Genomic DNA, 25,418 nt, shown 5'->3' with positions numbered 1-25,418 from the left:
GGGTGTTCAGGACAGGCGGTGGCAGGTGAACTCCACCGGCACGTCGGCGACGGGCCGGGTGGTCCGGAACACGATGTCGTGCCGGAATCCGCTGTCGTCGATGAGCTTCTGGAGGTACCCGACGTCGCCCATCGTGCTGAAGAAGACCATCATGCGTCCGTTGTCGGCGAGATACTCCCCGGCCTCGCGGAAGAACCTCGTCAGCGCGCCGTAGCTCTCGTCCGTGGTGGCCGAGTCGGCCACGTCGCGGGCGGCGAACCACTGGAACGGCGGATTGAAGATGATCAGATCGAACTTGCCGTCGACCTCGCTGAAGACGTCGCTCATCCGGGCCCGGACCCTCTCGCCCACCCCGTTGGCGGCGGCGTTGGCACGGACGGCCTCCACGGCGTGCGGGTTGATGTCGACGGACAGCACCTCGGAGGCCTTCCCGGCGGCGATCAGTCCGAGGGATCCGCTTCCCGCGCCCATGTCCAGGACCCGGTCGCCCTTGTTGACCTCGGAGAAGATCGCTCCGCCGAGTATCGGGGAGACGTCGCACGGGGTCATGACCTCGGCGGGAACCGTCAGGGTCAGCCCGAGGAAGGGCACCGTCGTGGCACCCGCGTCCGCGGCGTCCCCGCCGGAAAGGATCTCGCGCAGACCCAGAACCTGCTCGACGTGCTCCTTCGGGATCAGCGGCTGGTAGCCGTCGACGGTCCCGGTGCCGTTCTGCTGCTTCGAAGCCATGGTTCGACAACCTTTCGGGTCAGAGTGGGTGGTGGGAGTGGATGTCAGGAGTGCCCGTCGAAGAGGCTCGTCACCGATCCGTCCTCGCAGACCTCACGGATCGCTCTGGCCAGCAGCGGAGCGATGGACAGCACGGTGAGGCGGGGGAAACGGCGGTCCTCCCCGATCGGCAGCGTGTTGGTCACCACCACCTCGCGCGCCCCGCAGTCCGACAACCGCTCGACGGCCGGATCGGAGAGGATGCCGTGGGTGGCCGCGATGACGACGTCGGTGGCGCCCTCGGCGAGCAGCACCCGGGTGGCGTTGGCGATCGTCCCACCCGTGTCGATCATGTCGTCGACCAGCACGCACAGCCGGCCCCGCACATCTCCGACGACCCGCTTCGCCACGGTCTGGTTGGGCACGTCGGGATCACGGGTCTTGTGGACGAACGCGATCGGCCGGCCGCCCAGTTGATCGGCCCACTTCTCGGCCAGCCGGGTCCGCCCGGAATCCGGTGAGACCACCGTGACGGCGGCGTCGCCGTACCGCTCGCCGACGTGGGCGGCCAACAGGTTCTGGGCGAGCAGATGGTCGACCGGGCCGTCGAAGAACCCCTGGATCTGGGCGGTGTGCAGATCGACGGTCATGATCCGGTCCGCGCCCGCGGTCCTGAACAGGTCGGCCACGAGCCGGGCCGAGATCGGCTCACGGCCCCGGTGCTTCTTGTCCTGCCGGGAGTAGCCGTAGAACGGCATGATGGCCGTGATCCGCCCGGCGCTGGCCCGCTTCAGCGCGTCCACCGTGATCAGCTGCTCCATGACCCACTTGTTGATGGGCACGGCATGGCTCTGGAGGACGAACGCGTCGCTGCCGCGCACCGACTCCTCGAACCTGACGAAGATCTCGCCGTTGGCGAAGTCGTAGGCCGACTGCGGGGTCAGCGGCACGTTCACGTGCTTGGCCACCTCCTCGGCCAGCTCGGGGTGGCTGCGCCCGGCGAACAGCATCATGTTCGTCGTGTTCATCAGCGGTGCCCGTCCTTCCGGTACGCGGCGTGCGCCGCGGCCAGCCGGCCGCCGACCTCGGCCGTGCTGACGAGCACCGCCATGTTGGCCTTGGACGAGCGGCCCTCCGTGGCCCGGTCCACGGCGCGCATCAGGTACTTCGTGATCGCCTGGCCCCGGATCCCGTCCCGCTCGGCGGCGCGCAGGGCCTCGGCGAGGGCCGCGTCGACCTCGTCACCGTCGATCGCGTCCTGCGGCCGGACCGGCGTGGTGACCAGGAAGCCGCTGTGGTTCCCCAGCGCCCAGTGGTTCTCGATCGACCGGGCGATCACCTCGTCGTCGTCCAGCCGCAGGGGGCTGCGGAAGCCGCTGGACACGCAGTAGAAGGCGGGGAAGTCGTCGGAACGGTAGGAGACGACCGGCACGCACTGGGTCTCCAGGTACTCCAGGGTCAGCCCGAGGTCGAGGATCTTCTTCGCCCCGGCGCACACCACCGCGACCTTGGAGCGGGTGAACTGGATCAGGTCGGACGACACGTCCATCGTGCGCTCCGCGCCCCGGTGCACCCCGCCGATCCCCGCCGAGGAGAAGAACGGGATGCCCGCGAGTTCGGCGGCCACGACGGAGGAGGCGACGGTCAGCGCGCCCATCCCGCCCTGGGCCAGGACGACCGGCAGGTCCCTGCTGCTGACCTTGGGGATGCCGGGGGTGGAGGCGAACCGGTCGATGTCGGCGTCGCTCATGCCGACCACGATCCTGCCGCCCTCCACGGCGATCGTCGCCGGGACGGCACCGCCGGACCGCACCGCCGCCTCGACCTTCCGGGCGGTCGCGGCGTTGTCCGGATAGGGCAGGCCGTGCGTGATCACGTTGGACTCCAGCGCCACCACGGGCCGCCCCTCGTGCAGGGCGTCTCGCACCTCGGCTCCGAAGTCGAGGGGTATCTGCTCGTGCGCAGGGGAACTCATCGTCGTCCTCTCAGCCCGCGTCCGGAACGTAGTTCGGTACCTTGCCGAGCATGCGTCGGCCGTTGACTATCTCGGGTATGTACACCCGTTCGTTCCACAGCTCCTTGGCGATCGGCTCGAACGCGATCGAGACCAGGTCCTCGTCGCAGCCGAAGGCCGTGGTCACCGCTTCGGTCACGGCCGAGACCAGCCGGCCCTGCTGCTCGTCGCTGAGCGGAACGGGGAAGTACTTGATGTTGACGTGCGGCATGACGGTCGCCCCCTGACGGTCCGGCAGCCTTCCGACGGCGGACACCAGCGCGTCGATACCGGGGTCCTTGAGGATGGAGTAGTGGTCGGCGGCCAGCTCGATCACGGTGGGCTCAGCGGCCGAGTAGCCGCTGCTGCCGTCCAGGAAGGAGTAGTCGTCGCCCCGCGCCTTGATGATCGTCACCGGCGCGCCGATCTTCCGGCCGGCCAGCTCGCGGAACGTGTACGTGAACTCGTACGTCGTCCGCACCACCTGGATGATCCGCAGCACCAGTTCGGTGTCGAGCCACGGGAAGTTCGCGGTGATGAAGGCGGTGAAGCTCGCGTCGTCGTCGGCGACCGCGAGGCACTCCTTGAGCAGGGGGCTGTCGATCGTGCCGGCGAAGACCGAGAAGAGGATGGTCACGTACGCCTCGTCGGTGTACGAGCCGTCCCGGTGCCCGCCGGGCGCCGAGCCGACCTCGGGCGAGCCGGGCGCGATCAGGACCAGGTGCTCGACCGTCTCACCCGCCTGTTCCAGCTGGCAGGCGGCCTCGAAGGCCACCCGGGCCCCGAAGGAGTAGCCCCACAGCGTGTACGGTCCCTCCGGCTGCAGCCGGGTGATGGCCTCGACGTCGACGGCGGCCATCTCCCTGATCGTGGGGTACGGGACCTCGCCGGCGTTGATTCCGTGGGCCTGCACCCCGTAGAACGGCCGGTCCGTGCCCGTCCTGTCGGCCAGCAGCCGCAGGTTCATCGGGTACCCGCCCAGCCCGGGCCAGCAGTAGACCGGCCTTCCCGCGCCCAGGGACTGCAGGGGGACGAGCCGGGAGGAGTGCTGCTCGTCCCCCGCGTTCACCCGCCGGGCCAGCTCCTCGACCGTCGGGGACTCGAAGAGCACCTGGAGGGGCAGCGACGTGCCGAACTCTCGGTTGATCCTGTTGATCAGTCCGACCGCGATCAGCGAGTTCCCGCCGGACGAGAAGAAGTCCTCGTGCACCGAGACCGCCTCCCGCTTCATCGCCTTCCGCCACAACTCGGCGATCCGGCGTTCGGCGGTGGTGCGCGGCGCGACGAAGGGCCGGCCGTCGTCCATGCCCACGTCCGTCTGCCCGGAAGCGGCGAGCGCCTTGAGGTCGATCTTGCCGTTGGCGGTGACCGGCAGCCTGTCCAGCACCACGACCTTGTTCGGGACCATGTAGTCCGGAAGGAGGTTGACCAGGTCGTCCCGGATCATCTCCGCCGGACCGCGCATGTGGACGCTGTCCTCCTTCATGCCCTCGTGCAGGCGCTGTTCGTCGCTCACCCGCCCGCCGACGAAGAAGTACGAGGGCCCCGCGTCCCGGCCGAGGGTGCGCAGGATGCCGTCGATCCTTCTGGACGAGGGCAGCGCGTGGCCGGTCCTGGAGCTGTAGCCGGACGACATGAAACCGAGGTTCAGGTCGTTCATCGACAGGCGTTGCAGGGTGCGCCCGAGGTCGATGTACCGGCGCCAGTCGGGGACGCCGCTCCGGCTGACCACCGAGATGCCGACACTCGCCCGGTCGTACACCGCCTGGTTGATGGCGATGACCTCCCGCCGCATGACCACGTCGGACGAGACCGGCTCCAGCCGGCCGTCCGCGTAGGCGTACTGGCCGGCCGGCAGACCCGCGACCTTCCCGGGGTGCGCCTGTACGTAGAGGTCGACCGAGTCCTCGGTCCTCGGGCCGGCGTACGGGACGACACCGAACGTGCCGAGGTAGTAGTCCTCCTCCTCGACGTCCAGCAGGTCCTTCGTGCGCGGCGCGAAGTCCAGGGCTCTCACGTCGAGCCCGTAGGACGGCAGGACCTCCTCCAGCAGGCCGACCATGTGGCCGGTCTCGATCTCGAGCACTTCCTGGATGTTGTTCTTGTACACCGGCTCGATGGCGCGCTTCCTGCCGAGGAAGTGCAGCTTCACTCCCGCGCCGGTGCCGTCCGCCGCCTCGGTGATCAGCACCAGCCGGTGCTCGACGGGGTGGTAGTAGTAGATCCCGGCGGGCAGACCGGCCACGGCCGCGGTCTCCACGTACAGCTGGGTGGCGTACAGCGAACCGGGGGACGCGTAGCCGTACTTCGGCAGCAGCCGCTCCTCGCTCGTGTACTGGCCGAAGTACCGCAGGAGTTCGCCGAGACCGGCGAGGCCGAGCCCTTCGGCACTCCGCGGGTCCGCTCCGGTGGGCCGGCGTCCGAGCAGCCGGAGGATGTCGGCCCCACTCACCCCGCCGCCCTCGTAGAAGCGGTAGGTCTTGCGGGCGAACGCCTGCCGCCGCTGGGCCGGGGTGGCCGTCCCGCCCGGCAGGTCGAATCCGCGCCTGCCTTCGAGCTCCGCCGCACCGCGGACGCCGGGGTTGGACAGCTGTGCCTTGACCTGGAGCTTGCTCGCCTTGGACTGGTGATGCGCACCGTGGTTGCCCTGGTCCATCAGGGCCGCCTCCCGCGGGTTCAGCTCCACGCAGGCGATCAGGTTCTGGAACCCGGTGCGGGGATCCTCCTTCACGATCACCGCGGCGTGCTTGACCCAGTGGTGGGTCTCGGTCGCCAGCCTGATCTCGTCCAGCTCGACGCGGAAGCCGCGCAGCTTGATCTGGTTGTCCGCCCGGCCGATGAACTGGACGGTGCCGTCGCTGTTCCAATGGGCGAGGTCACCGGTCCGGAACAGCCGTCCCTCGCCGAAGGGGTTGGCGACGAACCGCTGCTCCGTCAGCTCGGGCCGGTGCAGATAGCCGCGGGCCAACTGGATGCCGCCGATGTACAGCTCGCCCACCTCGCCGGCGACCGTCTCGGACCCGTCGGCGTTCAGGATGTGATAGGTGGTGCGGTCCACGGGGGCGCCGATGGAGACCGAGTTGGGTCCGACGGCGACGGTGTCCCGGTCCACGGCGAACGCCGACGAGTTGATCGTGCACTCGGTCGGGCCGTACAGGTTGACCAGGGCCCGGCCGGGCAGGGCGTCGAGGCACTCCAGGGCGAGCGACCTGGACAGCGCCTCACCGCCGGTGAAGATCTGGGTGAGCGAGGTGCAGCCGCTCAGGTCGCCGGTGTCCAGCAGCGCCTGCAGGAGCGTGGGAACGCACTGCAGCGTGGTGACCCCGTGCGCCTTGATGGTGCGGATCAGCCACTCGGGGTCGCGGTGGATGCCGGGGCCGCCCATCACGACCCGGGCGCCGAAGGCCACGGCGAGGATCTCCCACTGCGCCGCGTCGAAGCTCATGGGCGTCTTCTGCAGGACGGTCCGGTCCGGGCCCAGCCCGAAGGCCGAGGCGAACCAGCGCAGTTGGCCGGCCACGCTGCCGTGCTCGATCATCACGCCCTTGGGCCGGCCGGTGCTGCCGGAGGTGTAGATGACGTAGGCCAGGTGCTCCGGGGCCGGGCGGGCCACGGCCGCGGCGAAGCGGGCGGTCTCCTCCAGCGGGACGACCGTGGTGCCCTCGGGCACCAGCGCGCCCAGCCGGTCGACCAGTGCCGCCTGGGTGACGACGACCCGGGTGCCGGAGTCCTCGACCATGTAGCGCAGTCGCTCTTCGGGGTACTCCGGCGACAGCGGCAGGTAGGCGCCGCCCGCGAGGAGAATGCCCCAGGTTCCGGTCAACAGGTCCGGTGAAGGCTCCACGAACAGGCCGACCCGGTCGTCGGCGCCCACTCCGAGGCCGCGCAGGCATCCCGCCAGCCGGGCGGCACCGTCCCACAGCTGACGGTAGGTCAACTGATCGTCGCCGCACACGACCGCTGTGTCCTCCGGCCGCCGTTCGGCCTCCGTGCGGAGCAGCTCCGGGAGACCGGCCTCTTCGGCCGACCCCCGTCCGATGCTGTTGTGCTGCATCATTCGTTCCCCCATTGGTTGAATCGCGTTCGGACCGTTGCCCGGAATCGGCGCTGCCGGGGTCACCCCCGCGGGGCGAGCGACCGACCCAGGCGCAGCGCGGTGGCGATCTCGACGACCCGCCTGGCCTGGTAGGCGATGGCGGCGAGGTTGTCCTCGGTGACCTGCTCGGCGAGCCGTCCGGGGATCGCCTGCCGGCCCGACACCGAACTGACCCCGTAGGGGTTGCCGTTGCTCGGTGCCGTCAGGATCTCGTCGGTGATGCCCGGCGGCACGATCACGCCGCCCCAGTGGTAGAAGACGTTGTTCAGCGAGAGGATCGTGCTCTCCTGGCCGCCGTGCGGGGCGCCGGTCGACGTGAAGGACGACATGACCTTGCCGGCCAGCGCGCCGGCCGCGTTCAGCGGCCAGGCCTGCTCGATGAAGTGCTTGAGCGGAGCGGCGACGAGACCGAAGCGCCCGGGACCGCCGAGCAGGATCGCGTCCGCCCAGCCCAGGTCGTCGACGGTGGCGGCCGGCACCTGGCCGATCGCCCCGGCGTTCTCCTCCCAGGCCTGTGTCCATTCGGTGAACTCGGGTGCCAGGGACTCGTTGACGTACTCGGGCACGCGGCGCAGCCGCGTCTCCGCGCCCGCCTTCTCCGCGGCCTCGGCCGCGGCCGTGGCGAGCTTGTGGACGTTGCCGGTTCCGGAGTAGTAGACGACGGCTGTTCTCGTCACGCCCTCGGCGCCTGTCATCGACATGGTGGTGCCCTTCCTGCGGTGCTGGGTGATGGGGTACCGACGGCCGTGCGGGGGCGCCGCGCCCGGCCGCGCCGGAGAGTGCGGCGCCGCCGGGCGCCCGCTCACACGGCCAGGTCGGTCCCGAAGTACCGGTCGCCGAAGTCGCCGATGCCGGGTTGCATGTAGGCGTTCTCGTCCAGCCGTTCCTCGATGGACGACGTCACCATCCGCACCCGCGGCCGACGCTCGTGCACGGTCCTGATCCCCTCGGGCGAGGACAGCAGGTTGACGAACACGATGTGTTCCTCGGGTACGCCCCGCTCGCACAGGACGTCGATCGCCGCCAGCGCGGTGCCACCGGTGGCGAGCATCGGGTCGAGCAGCAGTACGTGGCGCTGTGCGATGTCGGCGGGCAGCGCCGAGTAGTACAGCCGCGGCTGCTTCGTCGTCCGGTCGCGCTGTATGAGGATCTTGCCGAGCCGGACCTCCGGCATCATCGTGCGCAGCTCCGCCTCCATGCTGTCTCCCGCACGGACGACGGAGACACCGCAGATCTCCGTGGCCAGTCGCAGACCGTGGTAGGTCCTGCCCACCGGGGTCTGCACGTCGAGCGGTTCGAAGGGGAACAGCTCCAGGCCGGCCTCGATCAACTGGCGCATGACGTGCGCGGAGTTGGGGACGAAGTCCTTCCGCTTAGCGTGCCGGTCGCGTAGGATCGTGTGTATCGCCCGCAGGTGTTTGGTCTGCGGCAGGAGGTGCACCGCGTCCTGAGGCACTTGTACGTGCGTGACCGTCATCCCGCTCACCTCCGCTCGGCCTCGGCGGCGATCCGGTCGAACGCCTTGCGCGCCTCCGCGACGAACGTGCGCACCTTCAGCCGGTCCTTGCGGCCAAAGGAGTCCTCGAGGCCGGTGTGGGCGTCCACCGCGGCGGGGCGGACCGCCTCGATGGCCGCGGCGACGTTGCCCGGGTTCAGGCCCCCGGCCAGCATCAGCGGCCGGGGCGAGACGCGTACCAGCTCGGCGCTGACGTCCCAGTCGTGCACCAGGCCCGTCGCTCCCTTGGCCCCGGTGGCGGGATTGAAGCTGTCGGTGATGAACATGTCGACGTGGTCGGCGGAGTCCGCGACGAGCTTGGTCAGCTCGTCGATGTTGTCCGCCTTCACCACCAGGCTCTTCAGGAGGTAGAGGTCCGGGGCGATGCCGCGCAGCCTGCGCAGTTCGGCGGGTGCCACGTCGCCGTGCAACTGGATGGCACCGACCCCCAGCTCCGCGCAGAAGGCCTTGATCTCGTCGGCGTCGGTCAGGTAGGTGATGATGACGCCCTTGTTGCGCGGCTGGATCGCCTTGACGATGGCGGCGGCGTCCGCTTCGGAGAGGTCCTCGTTCTTGGCGGGCAGCCGCAGTGCGAACCCCAGCCAGTCCGCCCCTTCGTCGACGATCATCTGGGCCTCGGCCAGGTCGATGATTCCCGCGACCTGGATCAGGTTCTGCATGATGCTCTCCGTTTTCCCGGCGGTCGTTCCGACAGCCGTTGGTGACCAGTTCGGTTCCCGCCGTCCCGAAACCGGACGGGGGCGGGCTGCGGACGATCAGCCGACGGGGTCGACTGCCGCGTTCTTCAGTTCGGCCACGACGAGTTCGGCCAGCGGGGCGGCGGACGCGGGATTCTGCCCGGTCATGACACGGTTGTCGCTCTCGGTGTGGGCCTCGTAGTTCGGTGCCTTGCTGTGGCGGGCGCCGCGCTCCTTGAGGCGGTCCTCCAGGAGGAACGGCATGACGTCCACCAGGCCCAGGGACTGTTCCTCCTCGTTGCTGAAGGAGGTCACGCGCTTGCCCTCGACAAGGCGGGTGCCGTCCGACAGGCGCAGCTCGGTCAGCGCGGCCGGGCCGTGGCACACCGCGGAGACCACGCCGCCCCGCTCGTAGATCTCGACCGCGAGCCTGGCCAGGTCCGGCGAGACGGGGAAGTCCCACATCGCGCCGTGGCCACCCACGTAGAAGATCGCCCGGTACCCGTCCGAGCGCACCTGGGAGGCGGGCCGGGTCGCCCTGAGCTTCGCCTGCGCCGTCCGGTCGGCGAGGAAGCCCACGACCTCCGGGTCGTTCTCCTCCCCGTCGAACACGACGGCCGGCGGCTCACCTCCGCGTACGGCGACGAAGTCCACCTCGTGGCCCGCGGACACGAAGACGTTGTACGGGTGGGCCGCTTCGGAAACGCTGTAGCCCGTGCGGTTTCCGGTGTCTCCCAGAACGTCGTGGCTGCTGACGGCGAGCAGTATCTTGGCCACTTCTCCTCCTGAACTCTCGTGTGTCGAGCTGGACTTCGGGCGCTCGGGCCGGCGCCCCGGTGGGGGCGCGGCTCGTCGGGCGCGACTGCGGTCAGGCCTGGTGGATGAAGTCGTTGACCACCCGGACGAAGGCGTCGGGCTGCTCCACGAGGACCATGTGTCCGCTGTCGAACTCGTGGTACGTGGAGCCCTGGATCCCGGTGTGCAGGTCCATGGAGTGGTGGGCGGGCACGGCCGCGTCCGGGTTGCAGCCGATGACCAGGGTCTCCGCCTGGACCTTGCCCACGAGGTCGCCGATGTCGGTGCGCACCAGGAGTTCCAGCTGCCGGATGCGGCCGCTCGACGGACTGAGGTGCGTACCCATCTCGTCGACCTGGGCCAGGCTGTCGAGGGAGTTGATGTACCGGGGGCTGAACGCGGTGGTCGTCAGCACCCGGCCGAAGGCGACCGCGTCGTGCTTCTGACTGAGCGTCAGGCCGATGAGGTTCTCCATGTAGCGGTCCGCCCGCACCAGACCGCCCACCGGAACCAGACGCCGCACCTTGTCGGGGTGCAGGGCCGCGGTGGCCGCGACGACCGCGCCGCCGAGCGAGAATCCCACCAGGTCGACGGGGCCGAGGCCGGCGTGCTCGATCACGGCGGCAACCTCGTCCGCCAGCTGCTCCATGGTGAGGTCGCTGCCGTCGTCCTGGGCCGCCTCGCTGCCGGACAGGTCGGGCAGGATGACGGTGTTTCGCTGCGCGAACTGGTCGACCAGGTGGCCGAAAGCGGCTTCGCCGCCCTTCCCGACGCCGTGGACCAGCATGAGGGCCGGCCCCGATCCGGCGACTCGGTACGCGATACGAGAGCTTCCCACGGTGATCGAAGGCATGGCTGATGACCCCTTCCGGGTCGAGTGGTGGACGCGCGTTGGCCGGGCAGCTGTGCCTGGCGTGCGCAGATGTGTTTTCACTGGCCACGACGGTCGCGGCCGGCCGGGAACGAGCCCGCACGGAGCCGGCCGTTCGGCCGGTGACCGGGCGTTCACGCAAAGAGGTTCAACGATGGCGCGGATGGCGCGAAGAGCCGCATGGGACAGGTCGCGGCGGCTCGTTGTGCAGGTGAGCGATCCGCTCACGCGTCTTGACGTTGAGGTTCCGGATGGCGCATTCACTGCGGGTCCTGCTGGCGCAAGGACAGTAACAGACTGCGCAGCCTGTTTGTCAACGAGTGTTTCTCGTACGCCCGTTCAAGAGTGCACCCTTGTGGGTGAACAAAACGCCACAAAGGTCACACCGGCACCACCGGCGGCCACCGACGGGCGTTCATCTGCCGGTCAGATCAAGGCATCGCGTCGGTTTTGCGGCCGCCACACGGGCTTATCAGACTTTGCAGTCTCTTTGATCATGCCCGTATCAGCGATCCCGGGCGTGATCTGCGGCGCCAAGCGTTCAACTGCGCCCTGATATATGCGCTATGCCGGAATTGGAGGCTTCCTCGCTCCGTTGACAAACAGCGGTAGCGGTTTATATTTTCCGGGACGTCTGGCACTGAGGTCCGTGACCGCGCTGCGTCCATCAAGGGGGAAAAGTGACGCGCACCAGATGGTGGAAAACTACGCATGGGGTTACGCGTGGGGTGCGGCCTCCGAGGAGACCGCACCCCACGACGACGACGGCCGCTACTTGACCGGCCTGAGGCCCAGCGGCCCCGCGATCTCCCGGACCATGACCCGGCCGGCCTCCGACTCCAGGGTCTCGTCGCCCAGCTCCTGGTCGGTGTCGAGGCCGTCCAGCTCCTCCAGGGGCTGGTTCAGGCGGACGTGGGCGACGACGGACTGAAGGGCGCGCAGGGTCGCGGAGGCGGTGGAGCCCCAGTTGGAGAAGTAGGAGAACTGCCACCACCACAGGGCCTCCGTGGTGCGGCCGGCCCGGTAGTGGACCATGCCGTGGCGGAGGTCGGTGATGACGTCGGTGAGGTCGTCGGAGATGCGCGCCGGGACCGGGGCCTTGCGCGGCTCGTAGGGGTCGAAGACCTCGGAGTAGACGTCGACCGGGTCGAGGATGCGGGCCAGGTTCTCGCGGATCTCGTCCACGTCGAGTTCCGGGCCCGGGTCGGGCTCGTAGCGCTCGTCCGGGACGATGTCCTCGTGGGCGCCCAGCCGGCCGCCGGCCAGCATCAGCTGGGAGACCTCCAGGAGGAGGAAGGGGACGGCCGAGTCGGGCTCGTCGCCCTTCGCCACCTCGGTGACGGCCACCAGGAAGCTCTCGATCTGGTCGGCGATCTGGACCGCGAAGTCGTCCGGGTTCTGGTCGGTCGCGTGCAGCGTGGCGTCAGACATCTAGGAGTCGTCTCCCCTCGAAGGCGCGGCCGAGGGTCACCTCGTCCGCGTATTCCAGGTCGCCGCCCACCGGGAGGCCGCTGGCCAGGCGGGTGACCTTGAGGCCCATGGGCTTGATCATGCGGGCGAGGTACGTGGCCGTGGCCTCGCCCTCCAGATTCGGGTCCGTGGCCAGGATCAGCTCCGTGACCGTGCCGTCCGCCAGGCGGGCCAGCAGCTCACGGATGCGCAGGTCGTCCGGGCCGACCCCGTCGATCGGGCTGATCGCGCCGCCGAGCACGTGGTAGCGCCCGCGGAACTCGCGGGTGCGCTCGATGGCGACGACGTCCTTCGGTTCCTCCACCACGCAGATGACGGAAGGGTCGCGCCGGGTGTCGCGGCAGATGTTGCACTGCTCCTCCTGCGCGACGTTCCCGCAGGTGGCGCAGAAGCGGACCTTGGCCTTCACTTCCATGAGGGCCTGGGCGAGCCGCCGTACGTCGGCCGGCTCCGCCTGGAGGATGTGGAAGGCGATCCGCTGCGCGCTCTTGGGACCGACGCCGGGCAGCCGCCCGAGTTCGTCGATGAGGTCCTGGACCACGCCTTCGTACAACGGACTGCCGTCCTTCCTGAGGTTCGTGCACTACGTACGGTAGATGGCTTCGGCCGGTCCGAGAAAGGCGAACCGGGAAAGCCGGGGCCCCGGGGGACTCAGAACGGCAGGCCGGGGATGCCGCTGCCGCCGCCGCCCAGGCCCTGGGCGAGCGGGCCGAGCTTCTGCTGCTGGAGGTTCTGCGCGTTCTCGTTGGCCGCCTGGACGGCGGCGACGACCAGGTCGGCGAGGGTCTCGGTGTCCTCCGGGTCCACCGCCTTCGGGTCGATGACGAGGCCGCGCAGCTCGCCGGAGCCGGTGACCGTGGCCTTCACCAGGCCGCCGCCCGCCTGGCCGTCGACCTCGGTCTGCGCCAGTTCCTCCTGGGCCTTCGCCAGGTCCTGCTGCATCTTCTGGGCCTGCTGGAGCAGCTGCTGCATGTTGGGCTGGCCACCACCGGGGATCACGTTCAGCTCCCATCGCGTCCGGTCATACGGTTTTGCCGTTCGGCACGAGCCTACGTGGTCCGGGCGGCCCTCGCCCCAGCACTCTTTCGAGTGATGCCCTGGGAGCCCTATACCTGATCAACGCCCTCTTCCGGGCGGAAAAGCGATGGAACCGGGCCCTTCGCCACCCATTGGGCGGTAGGAAGGGTTCCGGCGCGGGGTTCCGGCGTACGAGTCCTCACGGACGACGAGCGGTAGGGCGAGCGGTACGGCGAGCAGTGGCGAGCAGTAGGGAGTGCCGGGTGGGTCAGCCGGAGATGCAGCCCGAGGGGCCGCCGCAGCGCGGGCGGGACGGCGAGGGCGGGGCGGCCGGGACGCGGCCGGGCGACCTGACCGGGCGGACGTTTCCCCTCGGGGACTGGGCACTGCCCGCCGAGCGGCTGGACGAGCTGTACCGGTGGGTGGAGCGGGGCGCGCTGGACACGGCGGCCTGGTATCTCGCGGACCGGGTGTGGAAGCGGCGCGGTGCCGTACTGCTGCGGGGCGGGGCCGCGGTGGGTGCGGCGGCCGGGGCGGCGCTGCCGCTGCTCGACCTGTCGGGTGCGGTGGGCGGGGTCGCGCCCTGGGGGTATCTGGCGCTGCTGTGGGCGGTGGCGTGTGTGGCGGGCGACCGGTACTTCGGGGTGACGTCCGGCTGGATGCGGGACGTGGCCACGGCGCAGGCGGTGCAGCGGCGGCTCCAGGCGCTCCAGTTCGACTGGGCGTCGGAGAGCGTGCGGGAGGTACTGGGCCCGGCGGACGGGACGGCGAGCGAGGCGGCGGAGCGGTGCCTGCTGGTGCTGCGGCGGTTCTCGGAGGACGTGACGGAGCTGGTGCGGGCGGAGACGGCGGACTGGATGGTGTGCTTCCGCCCGGGGCCGGGGCCGCTGGGACCGCACGCCGCGGCGGCGGCCGACGGGCCGCGCCCGGACGGCGCGGGCACGGGCGCCACCGGCCGGTTCCCACTCCCCCCACAGAACGGCACCCGTCCGAACATGCCCCGCCAGCGCCCGCCGGAGCCCCGCTGACCCGCCCGGGACCGGGGCCGCTGGGACCGCACGCCGCGGCGGCGGCCGACGGGCCGCGCCCGGACGGCGCGGGCACGGGCACCACCGGCCGGTTCCCGCTCCCCCCGCAGAACGGCACCCGTCCGAACATGCCCCGCCAGCGCCCGCCGGAGCCCCGCTGACCCCGGCGTCAGTACCCCTGGGTGCGGGTGTAGAGCAGGGACTCGCCGGTGTCGTCGTTGGTGCGTTCCAGGCTGCCGTCCGGCCGCAGGGTGACGGTGCTGGGGCCGCCCGGGGTGCAGCTGCTGGACGGACCGGTCCTGACCTCGGACGGGCCGAGCCGCAGCGGACCGCCGGAGCCCGGCTCGGCCGTGAGGGTGGCCTCGAACACGCAGTGGTACGTGCCGGTGTCCGTCGGCCCGTCCGCCACGAGGGTCAGCACCGTGTCGCCGACCTCGCCCTGCACGATGCTCAGCGTGCGGGGGTGTGTCCCGGAGGCGTTGTCGATGCTGGTCGACCAGTCGCCCACGTACCCGGTCGGGACCGTGCCCCCGTCGTCGGCCGGGGCGGTGGAACCGGAGGCGCCCGTACCCGGGTCCTGCGGCGCGCCGGTGGACCGCGTGGGCGTGGGATCGCCGGCCGCCCGGCCGTCGTCGCCCCCGCGCATCAGGGCGTAGACCGAGCCGCCCGCGCCCAGCGCGACGACCAGGGCGACGACGATCAGCAGCGCGGTGGAGCGGCCGCTGCGGACGGGCTCGTGCGGCGGTCCGTACGGGGGCGGGGGCCCCTGGGGCGGGGTCGGGCCGAGGCCTCCCCCGCCGCCGTACGGGTGCTGGTGCCCGGGCTGCGACGCGTGCCAGGCCGGGGCCGGTGGCCGGGGGTGGCCGTGGTCGCCGGGCGGGGGCGTGGCCGGGTGCCCGCCCGCGACCAGGGTGGGGAGGTGGTTCAGCGGGGCGCCACCGCCGCTGCCCGGCTCACGCGGAGGAGGCGGCCCGCCGGACGCCGGACCGACGCCCTGGCCACCCCCCTCACCACCGACCCCGCCACGGCCGCCCCCGCCGGCCTCGCCACGGCCGACCCCGCCGCCGCCCGGCCACGCACCACCGGGGCCTGCACCGCCGGGCCCTATGCCGCCGGGTCCCACACCGCCCGGCCCCACACCGCCAAGTCCGACGCCGCCGGGTCCCGCACCGCCAGGCCCTACGCCGCCTGGCCCCACGCCGCCGGGACCAGCACCACCAGGCCCTACACCGCCGGGGCCAGCACCATCAGGCCCCACGCCGCCAAGTCCTACGCCGCCGGCTCCAGCGCCGCCAGGCCCTACACCGCCGGGCCCCACACCGCCGGATCCCGCACCGCCACGACCCACACCGCCAGGTCCGACGCCGCCGGATCGAGCACCATCAGGCCCTACACCGCCGGGTCCCACACCGCCGGATCCCGCACCGCCAGGCCCCGCACCTCCCGGCCCCACGCCGCCAGGTCCGACGCCGCCGAATCGAGCACCATCAGGCCCTACACCGCCGGGCCCCACACCGCCAGGCCCTACGCCGCCGACTCCAGCACCGCCAAGCCCCGCACCTCCCGGCCCCACGCCGCCAGGTTCCACCCCGCCGACTCCAGCACCACCGGGCCCTACACCGCCGGATCCCGCACCGCCAGGCCCCGCACCTCCTGGCCCCACGCCACCACGACCCACGCCGCCAGGTCCCGGACCCACGGGCCCCACCCCGTCGGCCGCCGCGCCGGCGGGGAGCGCGTCGTCGGGCGCTGCGTCGGGCGCTCCGGGTGTGTCGGGAGGGGTCGGGTGGCCGGCGGGCTGTGCCGGGTGTTCGGGGTTCTCCGTGTCCAGTAGCTGTACCGCGTGGCGGCCGAGCTGGGCCACCAGCGCGCCGGGCAGCCAGGGGTCGCGGGAGCGGCCGCCGGTGACCGTGTCCTGCGCGCCCGTGCGCTCCAGGACGTCGGCGAGGGCCGGACGCGCCGCGGGGTCCTTCCTCAGGCAGTCGCGCACGAGGTCGGCGATGCCCTCGGGCACGCCCTCCAGGTCGGGCTCCTCCTGTGCGATGCGGAACATCAGGGCGTGCGCACCGCTGTTCGCGGCGCCGAAGGGCAGCTTGCCGGTGGCGGCGTAGACGAGGACCGAGCCGAGGCAGAAGACGTCGCACGCGGGCGTGATCCGGTCGCCGCGCACCTGCTCGGGCGCCATGAAGCCGGGCGAGCCGACGAGCGCGCCGGTGCGGGTGACGCCGCCGTCGGTCACCGTCTCCAGGGCGCGCGCGATGCCGAAGTCGATGACGCGGGGGCCGTCGATGGTGACCAGGACGTTGGACGGCTTGAGGTCGCGGTGGACGATCCCGGCGGCGTGGATGTCCTGGAGCGCGTGCGCCAGACCTGCGCCCAGGGTGCGCACCGAGCGTTCCGGCAGCGCGCCGTGGTCGTGTCCGACGACCTGCTGGAGGCTGGGCCCGGCGACGTACCCGGTGGCCACCCACGGCACGGCGGCCTCGGTGTCGGCGTCCAGGACGGGCGCCGTCCAGTACCCGCCGACCCGGCGCGCGGACTCGACCTCGTGCCGGAAGCGCTCGCGGAACTCCTCCAGCGCGGCCAGTTCCTCGCGCACCAGCTTCACGGCGACCGTGCGCCCGCGGTCCGAACGGGCCAGGTAGACGTGGCCCATGCCGCCCGTGCCCAGCCGGCCCAGCAGCCGGTAGACCCCGATGTGCTGTGGGTCCCCGTCCCCCAGTCCCCGCATGCCGCGCCGCCTTCCCGCCCCCGAACATGAACAACACGGCGAGGATAGTGCGGGCGGCCCCGCGATGAGTCGCCGCTAGTCCACGGTTCCGTAACGGAGAGGGCCCCGCGCGCCCGCGACGCATCGGCACCGCGTCGGCACCGCGTCGTCGACAACCTGTCGTGGAAAGCCCCCGACCGCAGACAGGACGCCGATTCCGTTTCCGCATCGCGGACATCTACCCTCGGCCGCATGACCCCTCAGCCCTCCCCCCAGGCCGGCGCCGCCGTGAAGGCCGCGGACCGCGCGCACGTCTTCCACTCCTGGTCAGCGCAAGAGCTGATCGACCCGCTCGCCGTCGCCGGCGCCGAGGGGTCGTACTTCTGGGACTACGAAGGCAAGCGCTACCTCGACTTCTCCAGCGGACTCGTCTACACCAACATCGGCTACCAGCACCCCAAGGTCGTCGCCGCGATCCAGGAGCAGGCGGCGCGGATGACGACGTTCGCGCCCGCGTTCGCCGTCGAGGCGCGCTCGGAGGCGGCCCGGCTGATCGCCGAGCGCACGCCCGGCGACCTGGACAAGATCTTCTTCACCAACGGCGGCGCCGACGCCGTCGAGCACGCCCTGCGCATGGCCCGGCTGCACACCGGCCGCCCCAAGGTGCTCTCCGCCTACCGCTCGTACCACGGCGGCACCCAGCAGGCGGTCAACGTCACCGGCGACCCGCGCCGCTGGGCCTCCGACAGCGGCACGGCCGGGGTCGTGCACTTCTGGGCGCCGTTCCCGTACCGCTCGCGCTTCTACGCCGAGACCGAGGAGCAGGAGTGCGCGCGTGCGCTGGAGCACCTGGAGACGACGATCGCCTTCGAGGGCCCGGGGACGATCGCCGCGATCATCCTGGAGACGATCCCGGGCACCGCGGGGATCATGATGCCGCCGGCCGGCTACCTGGCCGGGGTGCGCGAGATCTGCGACAAGTACGGCATCGTGTTCGTGCTCGACGAGGTCATGGCCGGTTTCGGCCGGACCGGCACCTGGTTCGCCGCCGACCTGTACGACGTCGTGCCCGACCTGATGACCTTCGCCAAGGGCGTGAACTCGGGCTATGTGCCCCTCGGCGGCGTCGCGATCTCCGCCGAGATCGCCGCGACCTTCGCCGAGCGGCCCTACCACGGCGGACTGACGTACTCCGGGCACCCGCTGGCCTGCGCCGCCGCCGTCGCCACGATCAACGTCATGGCGGAGGAGGGCGTCGTCGAACACGCCGCGCGGCTCGGCGCCGGGGTCGTGGAGCCGGCGTTGCGGGAGCTGGCCGAGCGCCACCCGAGCGTGGGCGAGGTGCGCGGGACCGGCATGTTCTGGGCGCTGGAGCTGGTGCGGAACCGGGAGACCCGGGAGCCGCTGGTGCCGTACAACGCGACCGGGCAGGCGGCCACGCCCATGTCCGCGTTCGCCGCCTCCGCGAAGGCGCACGGCCTGTGGCCGTTCGTGAACATGAACCGGACCCACGTGGTCCCGCCGTGCAACGTCTCCGAGGCGGAGCTGAAGGAGGGCCTGGCGGCCCTGGACACGGCACTGTCCGTGGCGGACGAGTACACGGAGTAGGCGGAGCGGGGCGCGGGCCCCGAGCGCGTAGGGTTGCGTGCTCGTACGCGGTACACATGTGCCAAGCGGTAGACACGTGTACGAGCACGCCCCCGGACGGCGCCCTCCGGCGACGCCCCGCACGCGACGAGGAGACGCCCGCCCATGCCCGGTCCCAGCGGTACCGGTGCCGTCACGCGCAGCACCCTGCGGCAGCAGATCGCCGACGCGCTCCGTGACGAGGTGCTGGCCGGCCGGCTCCAGCCGGGGCAGGAGTTCACGGTCAAGGAGATCGCCGAGCAGTACGGCGTGTCCGCGACGCCGGTGCGCGAGGCCCTGGTCGACCTGTCCGCGCAGGGACTCCTCGACGCCGACCACCACCGCGGCTTCCGCGTCCACGAGTACTCGGTCGACGACTTCCGCGGCATGATCGAGGCCCGCAGTCTCGTGACCGACGGCATGTTCCTCTCGCTGGCCGCCGACCTGCCGGGCGGTCCCGACCCGGCCGACCCGCGCATCGCCGCCGCCCTCGCCGGGGTCCGCCGGCGCGGCGAGGAGGCCCAGCGCGCCGCCGCGGCCGGGGACCTGACCGTCCTGATCGGCTACGACCTGCGCTACTGGCGCGAGCTGGCCACCCTCTTCGGCAACCCCTACCTCTGCGACTTCCTGCACCGGCTGCGCGTGCAGAGCTGGGTGTGCACCGTGCAGCACCTGCGCCGGCTCAGCGAGCTGCGCGGCGCGCTGTGGTCCGGGCACACCGCGCTGGTCGACGCCCTGGCCCGGCGCGACATCCCGGGCGCGCGTGCGCTCGTCGACGCGTACAACAGCCACTCGCTCGCCCTGATCGAGGGGCTCGCCGGCGAATGACCAACGCCGGACGTGTCGTGGCCGGGCCCCAGATGGGTATGGGATCTGCACGCAACGCGCCCCGGCGCACACCGACTACGCTGCCCTGACCACCGTGCTGTGTGAGGAGCCCTCTTTTGGCCTGTGACCTGTGGCTGGTACCGCTCGTCGACGTCCTGTGCCACACGCCGGACAACCCGTTCGCCGAGGAACTCGCGCAATACGACAAGGTGCTGGCGGAGGCCGGGCTGCCGCCGGTGCCGGTGTACCAGTACATGCCGGGGCTCTCCGGCGAGGTCGCGCCGGTGGCCGGCTTCGACTACGACGCGCTGCACTTCCTGCGCCGCGCGTACCTCCTCCAGGTGTGCGGCCTCCCGGTGACCCCGGTGGACGAACTCGGGGGCGACTACGAGCAGTTGCTGGAGATGTTCGAGTCGACGGCCCAGCAGTCCCACCTGGTCTGGCACTACGACCACGCGGGCGCCTACGTGCCGGTCGACTTCCCGCACCCGCTCTCCAGTGACGAACTCCTGGCGGGTGGCGGCCCCTTGGGCTCCTCGCACACCCTGCTGCGGGAGCTGGAGGCCGTCGCCCCGGCCCTCGGCATCGACCCGGCCAACCCCCCGGCCGCGCCGCAGCCGCCGCTCGCCCCGACGGAGCTGGAGGAGCCGGCGGTGCCCGCGCCGCACGACGCCAGCCCGTTCGCCCGGGAGCGCCATGTGTGGCTGGGCCTGCACGCGGCGGCGACACGGAGCCTGGCACAGGGGTCGATGATCGTCTTCAGCTGATCCGCCGAAGGGCCGTCAGCCCAGCTGGGAGAGGCCCTTCGCCAGATCGTCGCCGTTCATGATCGGGCAGAGGTCGACCTCGGCGTTCAGCTCCATGAGGAACGGTTCTCCGAGCGGCGGCATCTGCGAGCTGTCCTGCATGTCGAAGACCAGCAGGGCGGTCCGCCGCCCGTCGAGGGTGCCGAAGTAGGCGGCCTCCGGCCCGATGCGGTCGACGGTCTCCTTGATCAGGGCCTCCATCCTGCCGCTGCGGATCACCTCGTTCGACTTCTCGGTGTCCAGCGTCGCCTTGAGCAGCACGCGCATCGCACTCACCTTCTTCTGCCGACGCGACGTGTATGAATTCAGCCTATGCCCGTGATGTCCAGTTCGTTCAGGCGAGCGGGTTCCGCGATCACGTCGATGCCGGTGATGCGGCCGTCGGCGGCGAAGTCGAAGCGGAGCACGACGCGCAGCCTGCCGTTCTCGGCCATCGCCATGCCCACCCGGCCGTCGACCAGGACGACGGCGGCGGCCCTGGCCCGGGCCATCGAGGCCATCGCGCCCCTGGCCACCTGCTCCATGCCGCTGACGGTGACGGGTTCGGGGGTCGGGACGACCGCCGCGTCCGCACTCAGGACGACGTCCGGGTGCAGCAGGGCCACCAGCGCGTCGAAGTCGCCGCCGCGGGTGGCCGCCAGGTAGGCGTCGACGGCGCGGCGCCTGCGCGGCAGGTCGGCTTCGGGCGCCGGGACGCCCCGGACCCGGCGGCGGGCGCGGCTGGCCAGCTGGCGGGTGGCGGCGGGGGTCTTGTCGAGCATCGCGGCGATGTCGTCGAAGGGCACGTCGAACATGTCGTGCAGGACGAACGCGAGCCGCTCGGCGGGACCGAGGGTGTCCAGGACGATCAGCAGCGCGATACCGACCTCGTCGGCGAGCTGCACCTCCTCGGCCGGGTCCGCGGCGGTGCCGGTGGCGGCCGGTTGCCTGCGGGCCCCGTCGTCCAGCGGCTCCTCGCGCCGGGTGTCGCGGGCACGGAGCAGGTTGAGGCAGACCCGGGCCACGACCGTGGTGAGCCAGCCCGAGGGATTGCCCACCTCGGAGGTGTCCGCCCGGTCGGCCCGCAGCCACGCCTCCTGGAGCGCGTCGTCCGCCTCACCGAGCGAGCCGAGGATCCGGTACGCGACCGCCCGCAGCCGGGGCCGGTCCAGCTCGAACTGCCGGGCCATGTCGTCGGATCGTGCGGGCACCGTACGGGTTCCTTCCGCCTGCGGGCGCCTTCGGGGGCGCGTCGCCCCAGTGAACCACCCCGGCGTGCCCGCGCCCGCGGCGGTCTCACCGCACCATGTCTCGGCACACCATGTCTCAGCGCACCAGGACGATGCCCGGCGGCCACAGCACCCCGGTGGCCAGCAGCAGGGACGGTCCGAGGTGGACGGGGCACACCCGCAGCGGCGCCCGCAGGTGCCGGGCGACCTCGAAGCGGGCCGGGTCCCCGCAGTCCTCGGGGCCGTTCTCGCCGCCGTACGGGCCCCGGCAGGAAGCGGCGCTGTAGCGGTCGGTCATGTCTCCGATCCGACACCACGGAGCACGCCGACGCCCGGCGAAGGGGGCCGAACGAAGGGCCGCGGGGAACGAACGGCTACAGGACGGTGGCGGCGTCGTCGAGGCCGATGCACTTGCGCTCCTGCGGGATCCACTGCACGGCGGGGTCCAGCGCGGCGAGGATGCCGCCCACCTCCTCGCGCGGACCGGAGTACGTGAACTCGACGGCCGGTGAGCGGCCGTACGTCCGCAGGACGCTCACGCCGTCGCGCTTGAGCCGTGCCTCGTCCAGGACCCAGTCGACGCCGTCCGCGGTGACGCAGAGGTTGATGTTGGGCTGCAGCTCCTCGGCGCCGCAGCGGAACACCGCCTTCTGGCCGCCCCAGGACGCGACCCCGTCCCCGAGGGCCCAGTCGCGCGAGGCGCCGGGTATGTCGTCCGGGAGGCGGGAGAGCACCTTGTCGCACTTGGGGTCGTCGGCGTGCGGCGCGGCGGAGACCCGGTGGCCGTCGACGTAGAAGGCCCCGCCGGTCACGACGACGACCGCCGCGGTCAGCCAGATCCACGTCCGGGTGGTGGGCTTCCGCATGTCCGCTCGCTCCGTGCTGTCCGTGTGACCGTGCTGTCTGTGCTGTCCGTGGTGACCGTGGTGACCGTGTTGTCCCGGCCCCTGCTGGTTCGGCCAGCGTATCCGCCGTCCCGACGCCGGCGGCCGGGGCCCCGTCGGGGGTCCCGGCCGCCGTGGTGCGTGCGCCGTGCCTACAGGAACGAGTTGATCTCGATCGTCTCGTCCCGGCCCGGGCCGACGCCGATCGCGGAGATCGGGGCGCCGGACATCTCCTCCAGCGCCTTGACGTACGCCTGGGCGTTCTTCGGCAGGTCGGAGAAGGACTTCGCCTTGGTGATGTCCTCGCTCCAGCCGGGCAGCGTCTCGTAGACCGGCTTCGCGTGGTGGAAGTCGGACTGCGAGTACGGCAGCTCCTCGACGCGCTTGCCGTCGATCTCGTAGGCCACGCAGACCGGGATCCGCTCCCAGCCGGTGAGGACGTCGAGCTTGGTGAGGAAGAAGTCGGTGAGGCCGTTGACGCGGGTGGCGTAGCGGGCGATCACCGCGTCGAACCAGCCGCAGCGCCGGTCGCGGCCGGTGGTGACGCCGCGCTCGCCGCCGATGCGGCGCAGGGCCTCGCCGTCCTCGTCGAACAGCTCGGTCGGGAAGGGACCGGCGCCGACGCGGGTGGTGTACGCCTTGAGGATGCCGATGACCCGGCTGATCTTCGTCGGGCCCACGCCGGCGCCGGTGCAGGCGCCGCCCGCGGTCGGGTTCGACGAGGTGACGAAGGGGTACGTGCCGTGGTCGATGTCCAGGAGCGTGCCCTGGCCGCCCTCGAAGAGGACCACCTTGTCGTCGTCGAGGGCCTGGTTGAGGACCAGGACGGTGTCGGCGACGTACGGGGCGAGCTTGTCCGCGTAGCCGAGCAGCTCCTCGACGACCTGGCCGGTGGCGATGGCGCGGCGGTTGTAGAGCTTGGTGAGCATCTGGTTCTTGACGTCGAGCGCCGCCTCGACCTTCTGGGTGAGGATCGACTCGTCGTAGAGGTCCTGGACCCGGATGCCGACACGGTTGATCTTGTCGGCGTAGGTCGGGCCGATGCCGCGGCCGGTGGTGCCGATCTTGCGCTTGCCGAGGAAGCGTTCCGTCACCTTGTCGACGGTGACGTTGTACGGCGTGATGATGTGAGCGTTGCCGCTGATCAGGAGCTTGGACGTGTCGACGCCGCGCTCGTTCAGCCCGCTCAGCTCGGAGAACAGGACCGACGGGTCGACGACGACGCCGTTTCCGATGACCGGCGTGCAGCCGGGGGAGAGAATCCCGGAAGGGAGCAGGTGAAGGGCGTACTTCTGGTCGCCCACGACTACCGTGTGGCCGGCGTTGTTGCCGCCCTGGTAGCGCACCACATAGTCGACGGAGCCACCGAGCAGGTCCGTCGCCTTTCCCTTGCCTTCGTCACCCCACTGAGCACCGAGCAGCACAAGTGCGGGCACGCGCGTACACCCCTTCCGGGCGGGGCATGTCCATGGTCGAGGGCGTATGCGACGGGTTTCCGCCACGTACACCGCGACCGTCGTTGGCCGCCAACCGTCGGACCGGGTGCCCCGGAATAGACGAAGCCCCTGGCGCAACAGCGCAAGGGGCTCTTGCACAAAGATGCTACCCGAGGAAGCGAGGCATGGCCGAGGTGGCGACTTCCGCGAGCTCTTCCGCGAACTCTTCCGCGAGGTCCGATCAGCTTCTGGTGGTCGTCGATCCGGTCGCCCGGCGGCTGGACGGGGAGTCCGTCCGGATCGCGAAAGACGTGCTCAGCGCGGGCGCGGCGCACACGAAGGTGTGTCTGCCGGGCGACCCGGAGGAGTTCGCGCGGGCGCTCGGGCGGCGCGGTTCGCGGCGTCCGGTGGTGATCGGCGACGACAGCGCGCTGCTGCGGGCCGTGGCCCTGCTGCACCGGCGGCGGGAGCTGGCGGGCTGCGCGCTGTCCGTGGTCCCGGTGGGGCCGGCGCTCGGCCTCGCCCGGTCCCTGGGCCTGCCGACCGGGGCGGTGGCGGCGGCGCGGGCCGTGCTCGACGGCGCGGAGCGGCGCCTGGACCTGCTGGTCGACGACAGCGACGGGGTGGTGCTGGGGACGGTGGGGATTCCGCCCGCTCCCGTGCCGGTACCGGTGCGGGCGGACGCGGGCTCCGGTCCCGAGGGGGCGGCACCGGCCCGTCCCTGGCTGCGGACCTGCCAGTCCCTCGTACGGACCCTGACCTCCTCGCGTACGGCCCGGACCGCCGTGGCGCCGGGCACGCCCGGTCCGGCCCGGCTGCGGGTGGAGGTCGACGGGGTGACGCTGGTGGACCTGGACCAGCCGGTCGAGGGGGTGTGGGTGACGCCGGGCGCGGCGGGGGTGGCCGTGGTGGAGGTGCGGCCCCTGTCGATGGGCGCGCAGGCGTCGCCGCTGACGGCGAGCGGACGGACGGTCACCGTGTCGGGGGCGCACTTCCGGTACCGGGCGGACGCGGTGGTGTGCGGGCCGGTGGGGACGCGGACGTGGGTGGCGCGGGAGGGGGCGTGGGGGCTGACGCTGCCCGCGGGGTAGGGCCGGGGGCAGGGCCACTCAGGGCGCCTTGAAACCGGCGGTGTCCAGCAGGCAGTCGAACGGGGCGGGGATCGGGAGCTTCTCACCGAAGGGCCGGGTGATGCGCGACTCGTATCCCTTGGCGGACGGCGTCCACAGGACCGTGGCCTGTTCCTCCTGCATGTCGAGGAGCAGGTAGACGGGGACGCCTTCCTTCGCGTACGTCTCGACCTTGTCGGTCAGGTCGTCGTCCCTAGTGGAGGAGGAGGTCAGCTCCGCGACGAAGGAGAGGGCTTCACCGTCCAGGTGGTTGCTGACGGTCGCCAGTGCTGTCGCGTCCGCCGCGTAGATGTCCGGCCCGAACGCCCTTTCAGCACCCGGGAACACGAAGAGATTCGGTGCGCGGTCGATCACCTGCCCATCTGGCAGATGCGGCTCCAACTGCTTGCACACCAGGCGCATCACGAGGGTGTAGTACCCCTTGGACCACGGCGACACGACGATGTTCCCCTTGATGATCTCGGCCTTGAGGCCGTCGGGTACGACCAGCCCATCGAGGCATTCCAGCAACTCCTCGAAGGTCTGGGACTCGGTGCCGCTCGTCGTCGGTCGCTCCGCCATGACAGTCATGATGCGCCCTCCCCTAGATGCGGACCAGTGGCAACTCAGTGTAGTCGAG

The 25,418-nt window shown here is 71.5% G+C and carries 24 protein-coding genes; 5 read left to right on the top strand and 19 right to left on the bottom strand.

The genetic code is table 11. The features are described 5' to 3' along the window. Positions 1-6: 6 nt before the first annotated feature. The 12 genes from ACFV9J_RS11245 to ACFV9J_RS11190 all read right to left on the bottom strand — a co-directional run bounded on the left by ACFV9J_RS11245 (position 7) and on the right by ACFV9J_RS11190 (position 13,125). Positions 7-729, bottom strand: coding sequence for a HemK2/MTQ2 family protein methyltransferase (locus ACFV9J_RS11245; RefSeq protein WP_385352799.1), 723 nt, complete (start codon positions 727-729; stop codon positions 7-9). 44 nt (positions 730-773) lie between these two features. Continuing rightward, positions 774-1,736 (bottom strand): ribose-phosphate diphosphokinase, encoded by a 963-nt coding sequence (locus tag ACFV9J_RS11240; RefSeq protein WP_385352797.1) that lies wholly within the window; start codon positions 1,734-1,736, stop codon positions 774-776. Next, positions 1,736-2,683, bottom strand: coding sequence for a pseudouridine-5'-phosphate glycosidase (locus ACFV9J_RS11235; RefSeq protein WP_385352795.1), 948 nt, complete (start codon positions 2,681-2,683; stop codon positions 1,736-1,738). The genes ACFV9J_RS11240 and ACFV9J_RS11235 overlap by 1 nt, the downstream gene beginning before the upstream one ends. 10 nt (positions 2,684-2,693) lie before the next feature. Next, a complete protein-coding gene (locus tag ACFV9J_RS11230) occupies positions 2,694-6,755 on the bottom strand; it encodes an amino acid adenylation domain-containing protein (protein ID WP_385352914.1) in 4,062 nt (1,353 codons plus the stop codon). Positions 6,756-6,817: 62 nt separating this feature from the next. Beyond that, positions 6,818-7,498 carry an NAD(P)H-dependent oxidoreductase gene (locus tag ACFV9J_RS11225; RefSeq protein ID WP_385352793.1) on the bottom strand — a complete coding sequence of 227 codons (681 nt, stop codon included), beginning with the start codon at positions 7,496-7,498 and terminating at the stop codon, positions 6,818-6,820. 101 nt (positions 7,499-7,599) lie between these two features. Continuing rightward, on the bottom strand, positions 7,600-8,274 hold the full coding sequence (gene upp / locus ACFV9J_RS11220) for a uracil phosphoribosyltransferase (protein WP_385352791.1): 675 nt from the start codon (positions 8,272-8,274) through the stop codon (positions 7,600-7,602). 5 nt (positions 8,275-8,279) lie between these two features. Further along, a complete protein-coding gene (locus ACFV9J_RS11215; RefSeq protein ID WP_385352789.1) occupies positions 8,280-8,972 on the bottom strand; it encodes a phosphoribosylanthranilate isomerase in 693 nt (230 codons plus the stop codon). A gap of 96 nt (positions 8,973-9,068) precedes the next feature. Next, entirely contained in the window at positions 9,069-9,767 is a 699-nt protein-coding gene (locus tag ACFV9J_RS11210) for a type 1 glutamine amidotransferase domain-containing protein (protein ID WP_385352787.1), read from the bottom strand. A 91-nt stretch (positions 9,768-9,858) separates the two neighbouring features. Continuing rightward, positions 9,859-10,638: an alpha/beta fold hydrolase gene (locus tag ACFV9J_RS11205; RefSeq protein WP_385352785.1), complete on the bottom strand. Its 780-nt coding sequence runs from the start codon at positions 10,636-10,638 to the stop codon at positions 9,859-9,861. Between the two features lie 789 nt (positions 10,639-11,427). Further along, a complete protein-coding gene (locus ACFV9J_RS11200) occupies positions 11,428-12,087 on the bottom strand; it encodes a DUF5063 domain-containing protein (RefSeq protein ID WP_385352783.1) in 660 nt (219 codons plus the stop codon). Further along, the gene (gene recR / locus ACFV9J_RS11195; protein ID WP_121709891.1) at positions 12,080-12,679 is read right to left on the bottom strand and encodes a recombination mediator RecR; all 600 of its coding nucleotides are present in this window, start codon (positions 12,677-12,679) and stop codon (positions 12,080-12,082) included. The genes ACFV9J_RS11200 and recR overlap by 8 nt, the downstream gene beginning before the upstream one ends. A gap of 98 nt (positions 12,680-12,777) precedes the next feature. Then, complete coding sequence (locus ACFV9J_RS11190; RefSeq protein WP_356867232.1) at positions 12,778-13,125, bottom strand: YbaB/EbfC family nucleoid-associated protein; 348 nt, start codon at positions 13,123-13,125, stop codon at positions 12,778-12,780. Positions 13,126-13,406: 281 nt separating this feature from the next. Between ACFV9J_RS11190 and ACFV9J_RS11185 the strand changes: the two genes are divergently transcribed. Beyond that, positions 13,407-14,171, top strand: coding sequence for an SLATT domain-containing protein (locus ACFV9J_RS11185; RefSeq protein ID WP_030867879.1), 765 nt, complete (start codon positions 13,407-13,409; stop codon positions 14,169-14,171). 169 nt (positions 14,172-14,340) lie between these two features. Here the strand turns inward: ACFV9J_RS11185 and ACFV9J_RS11180 are convergent, their stop codons facing one another. Continuing rightward, positions 14,341-16,902, bottom strand: a complete 2,562-nt coding sequence (locus tag ACFV9J_RS11180) for a serine/threonine-protein kinase (protein WP_385352780.1) — start codon at positions 16,900-16,902, stop codon at positions 14,341-14,343. Positions 16,903-17,133: 231 nt separating this feature from the next. On the opposite strand from ACFV9J_RS11180, the gene ACFV9J_RS11175 reads away from it, so the two are divergent. The 3 genes from ACFV9J_RS11175 to ACFV9J_RS11165 all read left to right on the top strand — a co-directional run bounded on the left by ACFV9J_RS11175 (position 17,134) and on the right by ACFV9J_RS11165 (position 20,102). Continuing rightward, a complete protein-coding gene (locus tag ACFV9J_RS11175; protein ID WP_385352778.1) occupies positions 17,134-18,489 on the top strand; it encodes an aspartate aminotransferase family protein in 1,356 nt (451 codons plus the stop codon). Positions 18,490-18,633: 144 nt separating this feature from the next. Further along, positions 18,634-19,335, top strand: a complete 702-nt coding sequence (locus tag ACFV9J_RS11170; RefSeq protein WP_385352776.1) for a GntR family transcriptional regulator — start codon at positions 18,634-18,636, stop codon at positions 19,333-19,335. Positions 19,336-19,451: 116 nt separating this feature from the next. After that, positions 19,452-20,102 carry a hypothetical protein gene (locus ACFV9J_RS11165; RefSeq protein ID WP_385352774.1) on the top strand — a complete coding sequence of 217 codons (651 nt, stop codon included), beginning with the start codon at positions 19,452-19,454 and terminating at the stop codon, positions 20,100-20,102. A gap of 15 nt (positions 20,103-20,117) precedes the next feature. Here ACFV9J_RS11165 and ACFV9J_RS11160 read toward each other — a convergent pair whose 3' ends face one another. The 5 genes from ACFV9J_RS11160 to ACFV9J_RS11140 all read right to left on the bottom strand — a co-directional run bounded on the left by ACFV9J_RS11160 (position 20,118) and on the right by ACFV9J_RS11140 (position 23,669). Beyond that, positions 20,118-20,408: a hypothetical protein gene (locus tag ACFV9J_RS11160; protein ID WP_385352772.1), complete on the bottom strand. Its 291-nt coding sequence runs from the start codon at positions 20,406-20,408 to the stop codon at positions 20,118-20,120. Positions 20,409-20,446: 38 nt separating this feature from the next. Next, entirely contained in the window at positions 20,447-21,331 is an 885-nt protein-coding gene (locus tag ACFV9J_RS11155; RefSeq protein WP_385352770.1) for a sigma-70 family RNA polymerase sigma factor, read from the bottom strand. A 115-nt stretch (positions 21,332-21,446) separates the two neighbouring features. Then, entirely contained in the window at positions 21,447-21,647 is a 201-nt protein-coding gene (locus tag ACFV9J_RS11150) for a hypothetical protein (protein WP_385352768.1), read from the bottom strand. 76 nt (positions 21,648-21,723) lie between these two features. Beyond that, positions 21,724-22,215, bottom strand: coding sequence for a DUF3515 family protein (locus ACFV9J_RS11145; RefSeq protein ID WP_385352766.1), 492 nt, complete (start codon positions 22,213-22,215; stop codon positions 21,724-21,726). A gap of 170 nt (positions 22,216-22,385) precedes the next feature. After that, complete coding sequence (locus ACFV9J_RS11140) at positions 22,386-23,669, bottom strand: adenylosuccinate synthase (RefSeq protein ID WP_385352764.1); 1,284 nt, start codon at positions 23,667-23,669, stop codon at positions 22,386-22,388. Positions 23,670-23,854: 185 nt separating this feature from the next. Between ACFV9J_RS11140 and ACFV9J_RS11135 the strand changes: the two genes are divergently transcribed. Next, the gene (locus ACFV9J_RS11135) at positions 23,855-24,760 is read left to right on the top strand and encodes a diacylglycerol kinase family protein (protein WP_385352762.1); all 906 of its coding nucleotides are present in this window, start codon (positions 23,855-23,857) and stop codon (positions 24,758-24,760) included. Positions 24,761-24,778: 18 nt separating this feature from the next. On the opposite strand, the gene ACFV9J_RS11130 is transcribed toward ACFV9J_RS11135, so the two are convergent. Continuing rightward, entirely contained in the window at positions 24,779-25,369 is a 591-nt protein-coding gene (locus ACFV9J_RS11130) for a Uma2 family endonuclease (protein ID WP_385352760.1), read from the bottom strand. Positions 25,370-25,418: the final 49 nt, after the last annotated feature.

Source organism: Streptomyces sp. NPDC059906, assembly GCF_042730645.1.
Taxonomy (GTDB): Bacteria; Actinomycetota; Actinomycetes; order Streptomycetales; family Streptomycetaceae; genus Streptomyces; species Streptomyces rubrogriseus.
Note: the sequence above shows the minus strand (reverse complement) of the source record. Positions and strands in the feature narration are given on the sequence as shown.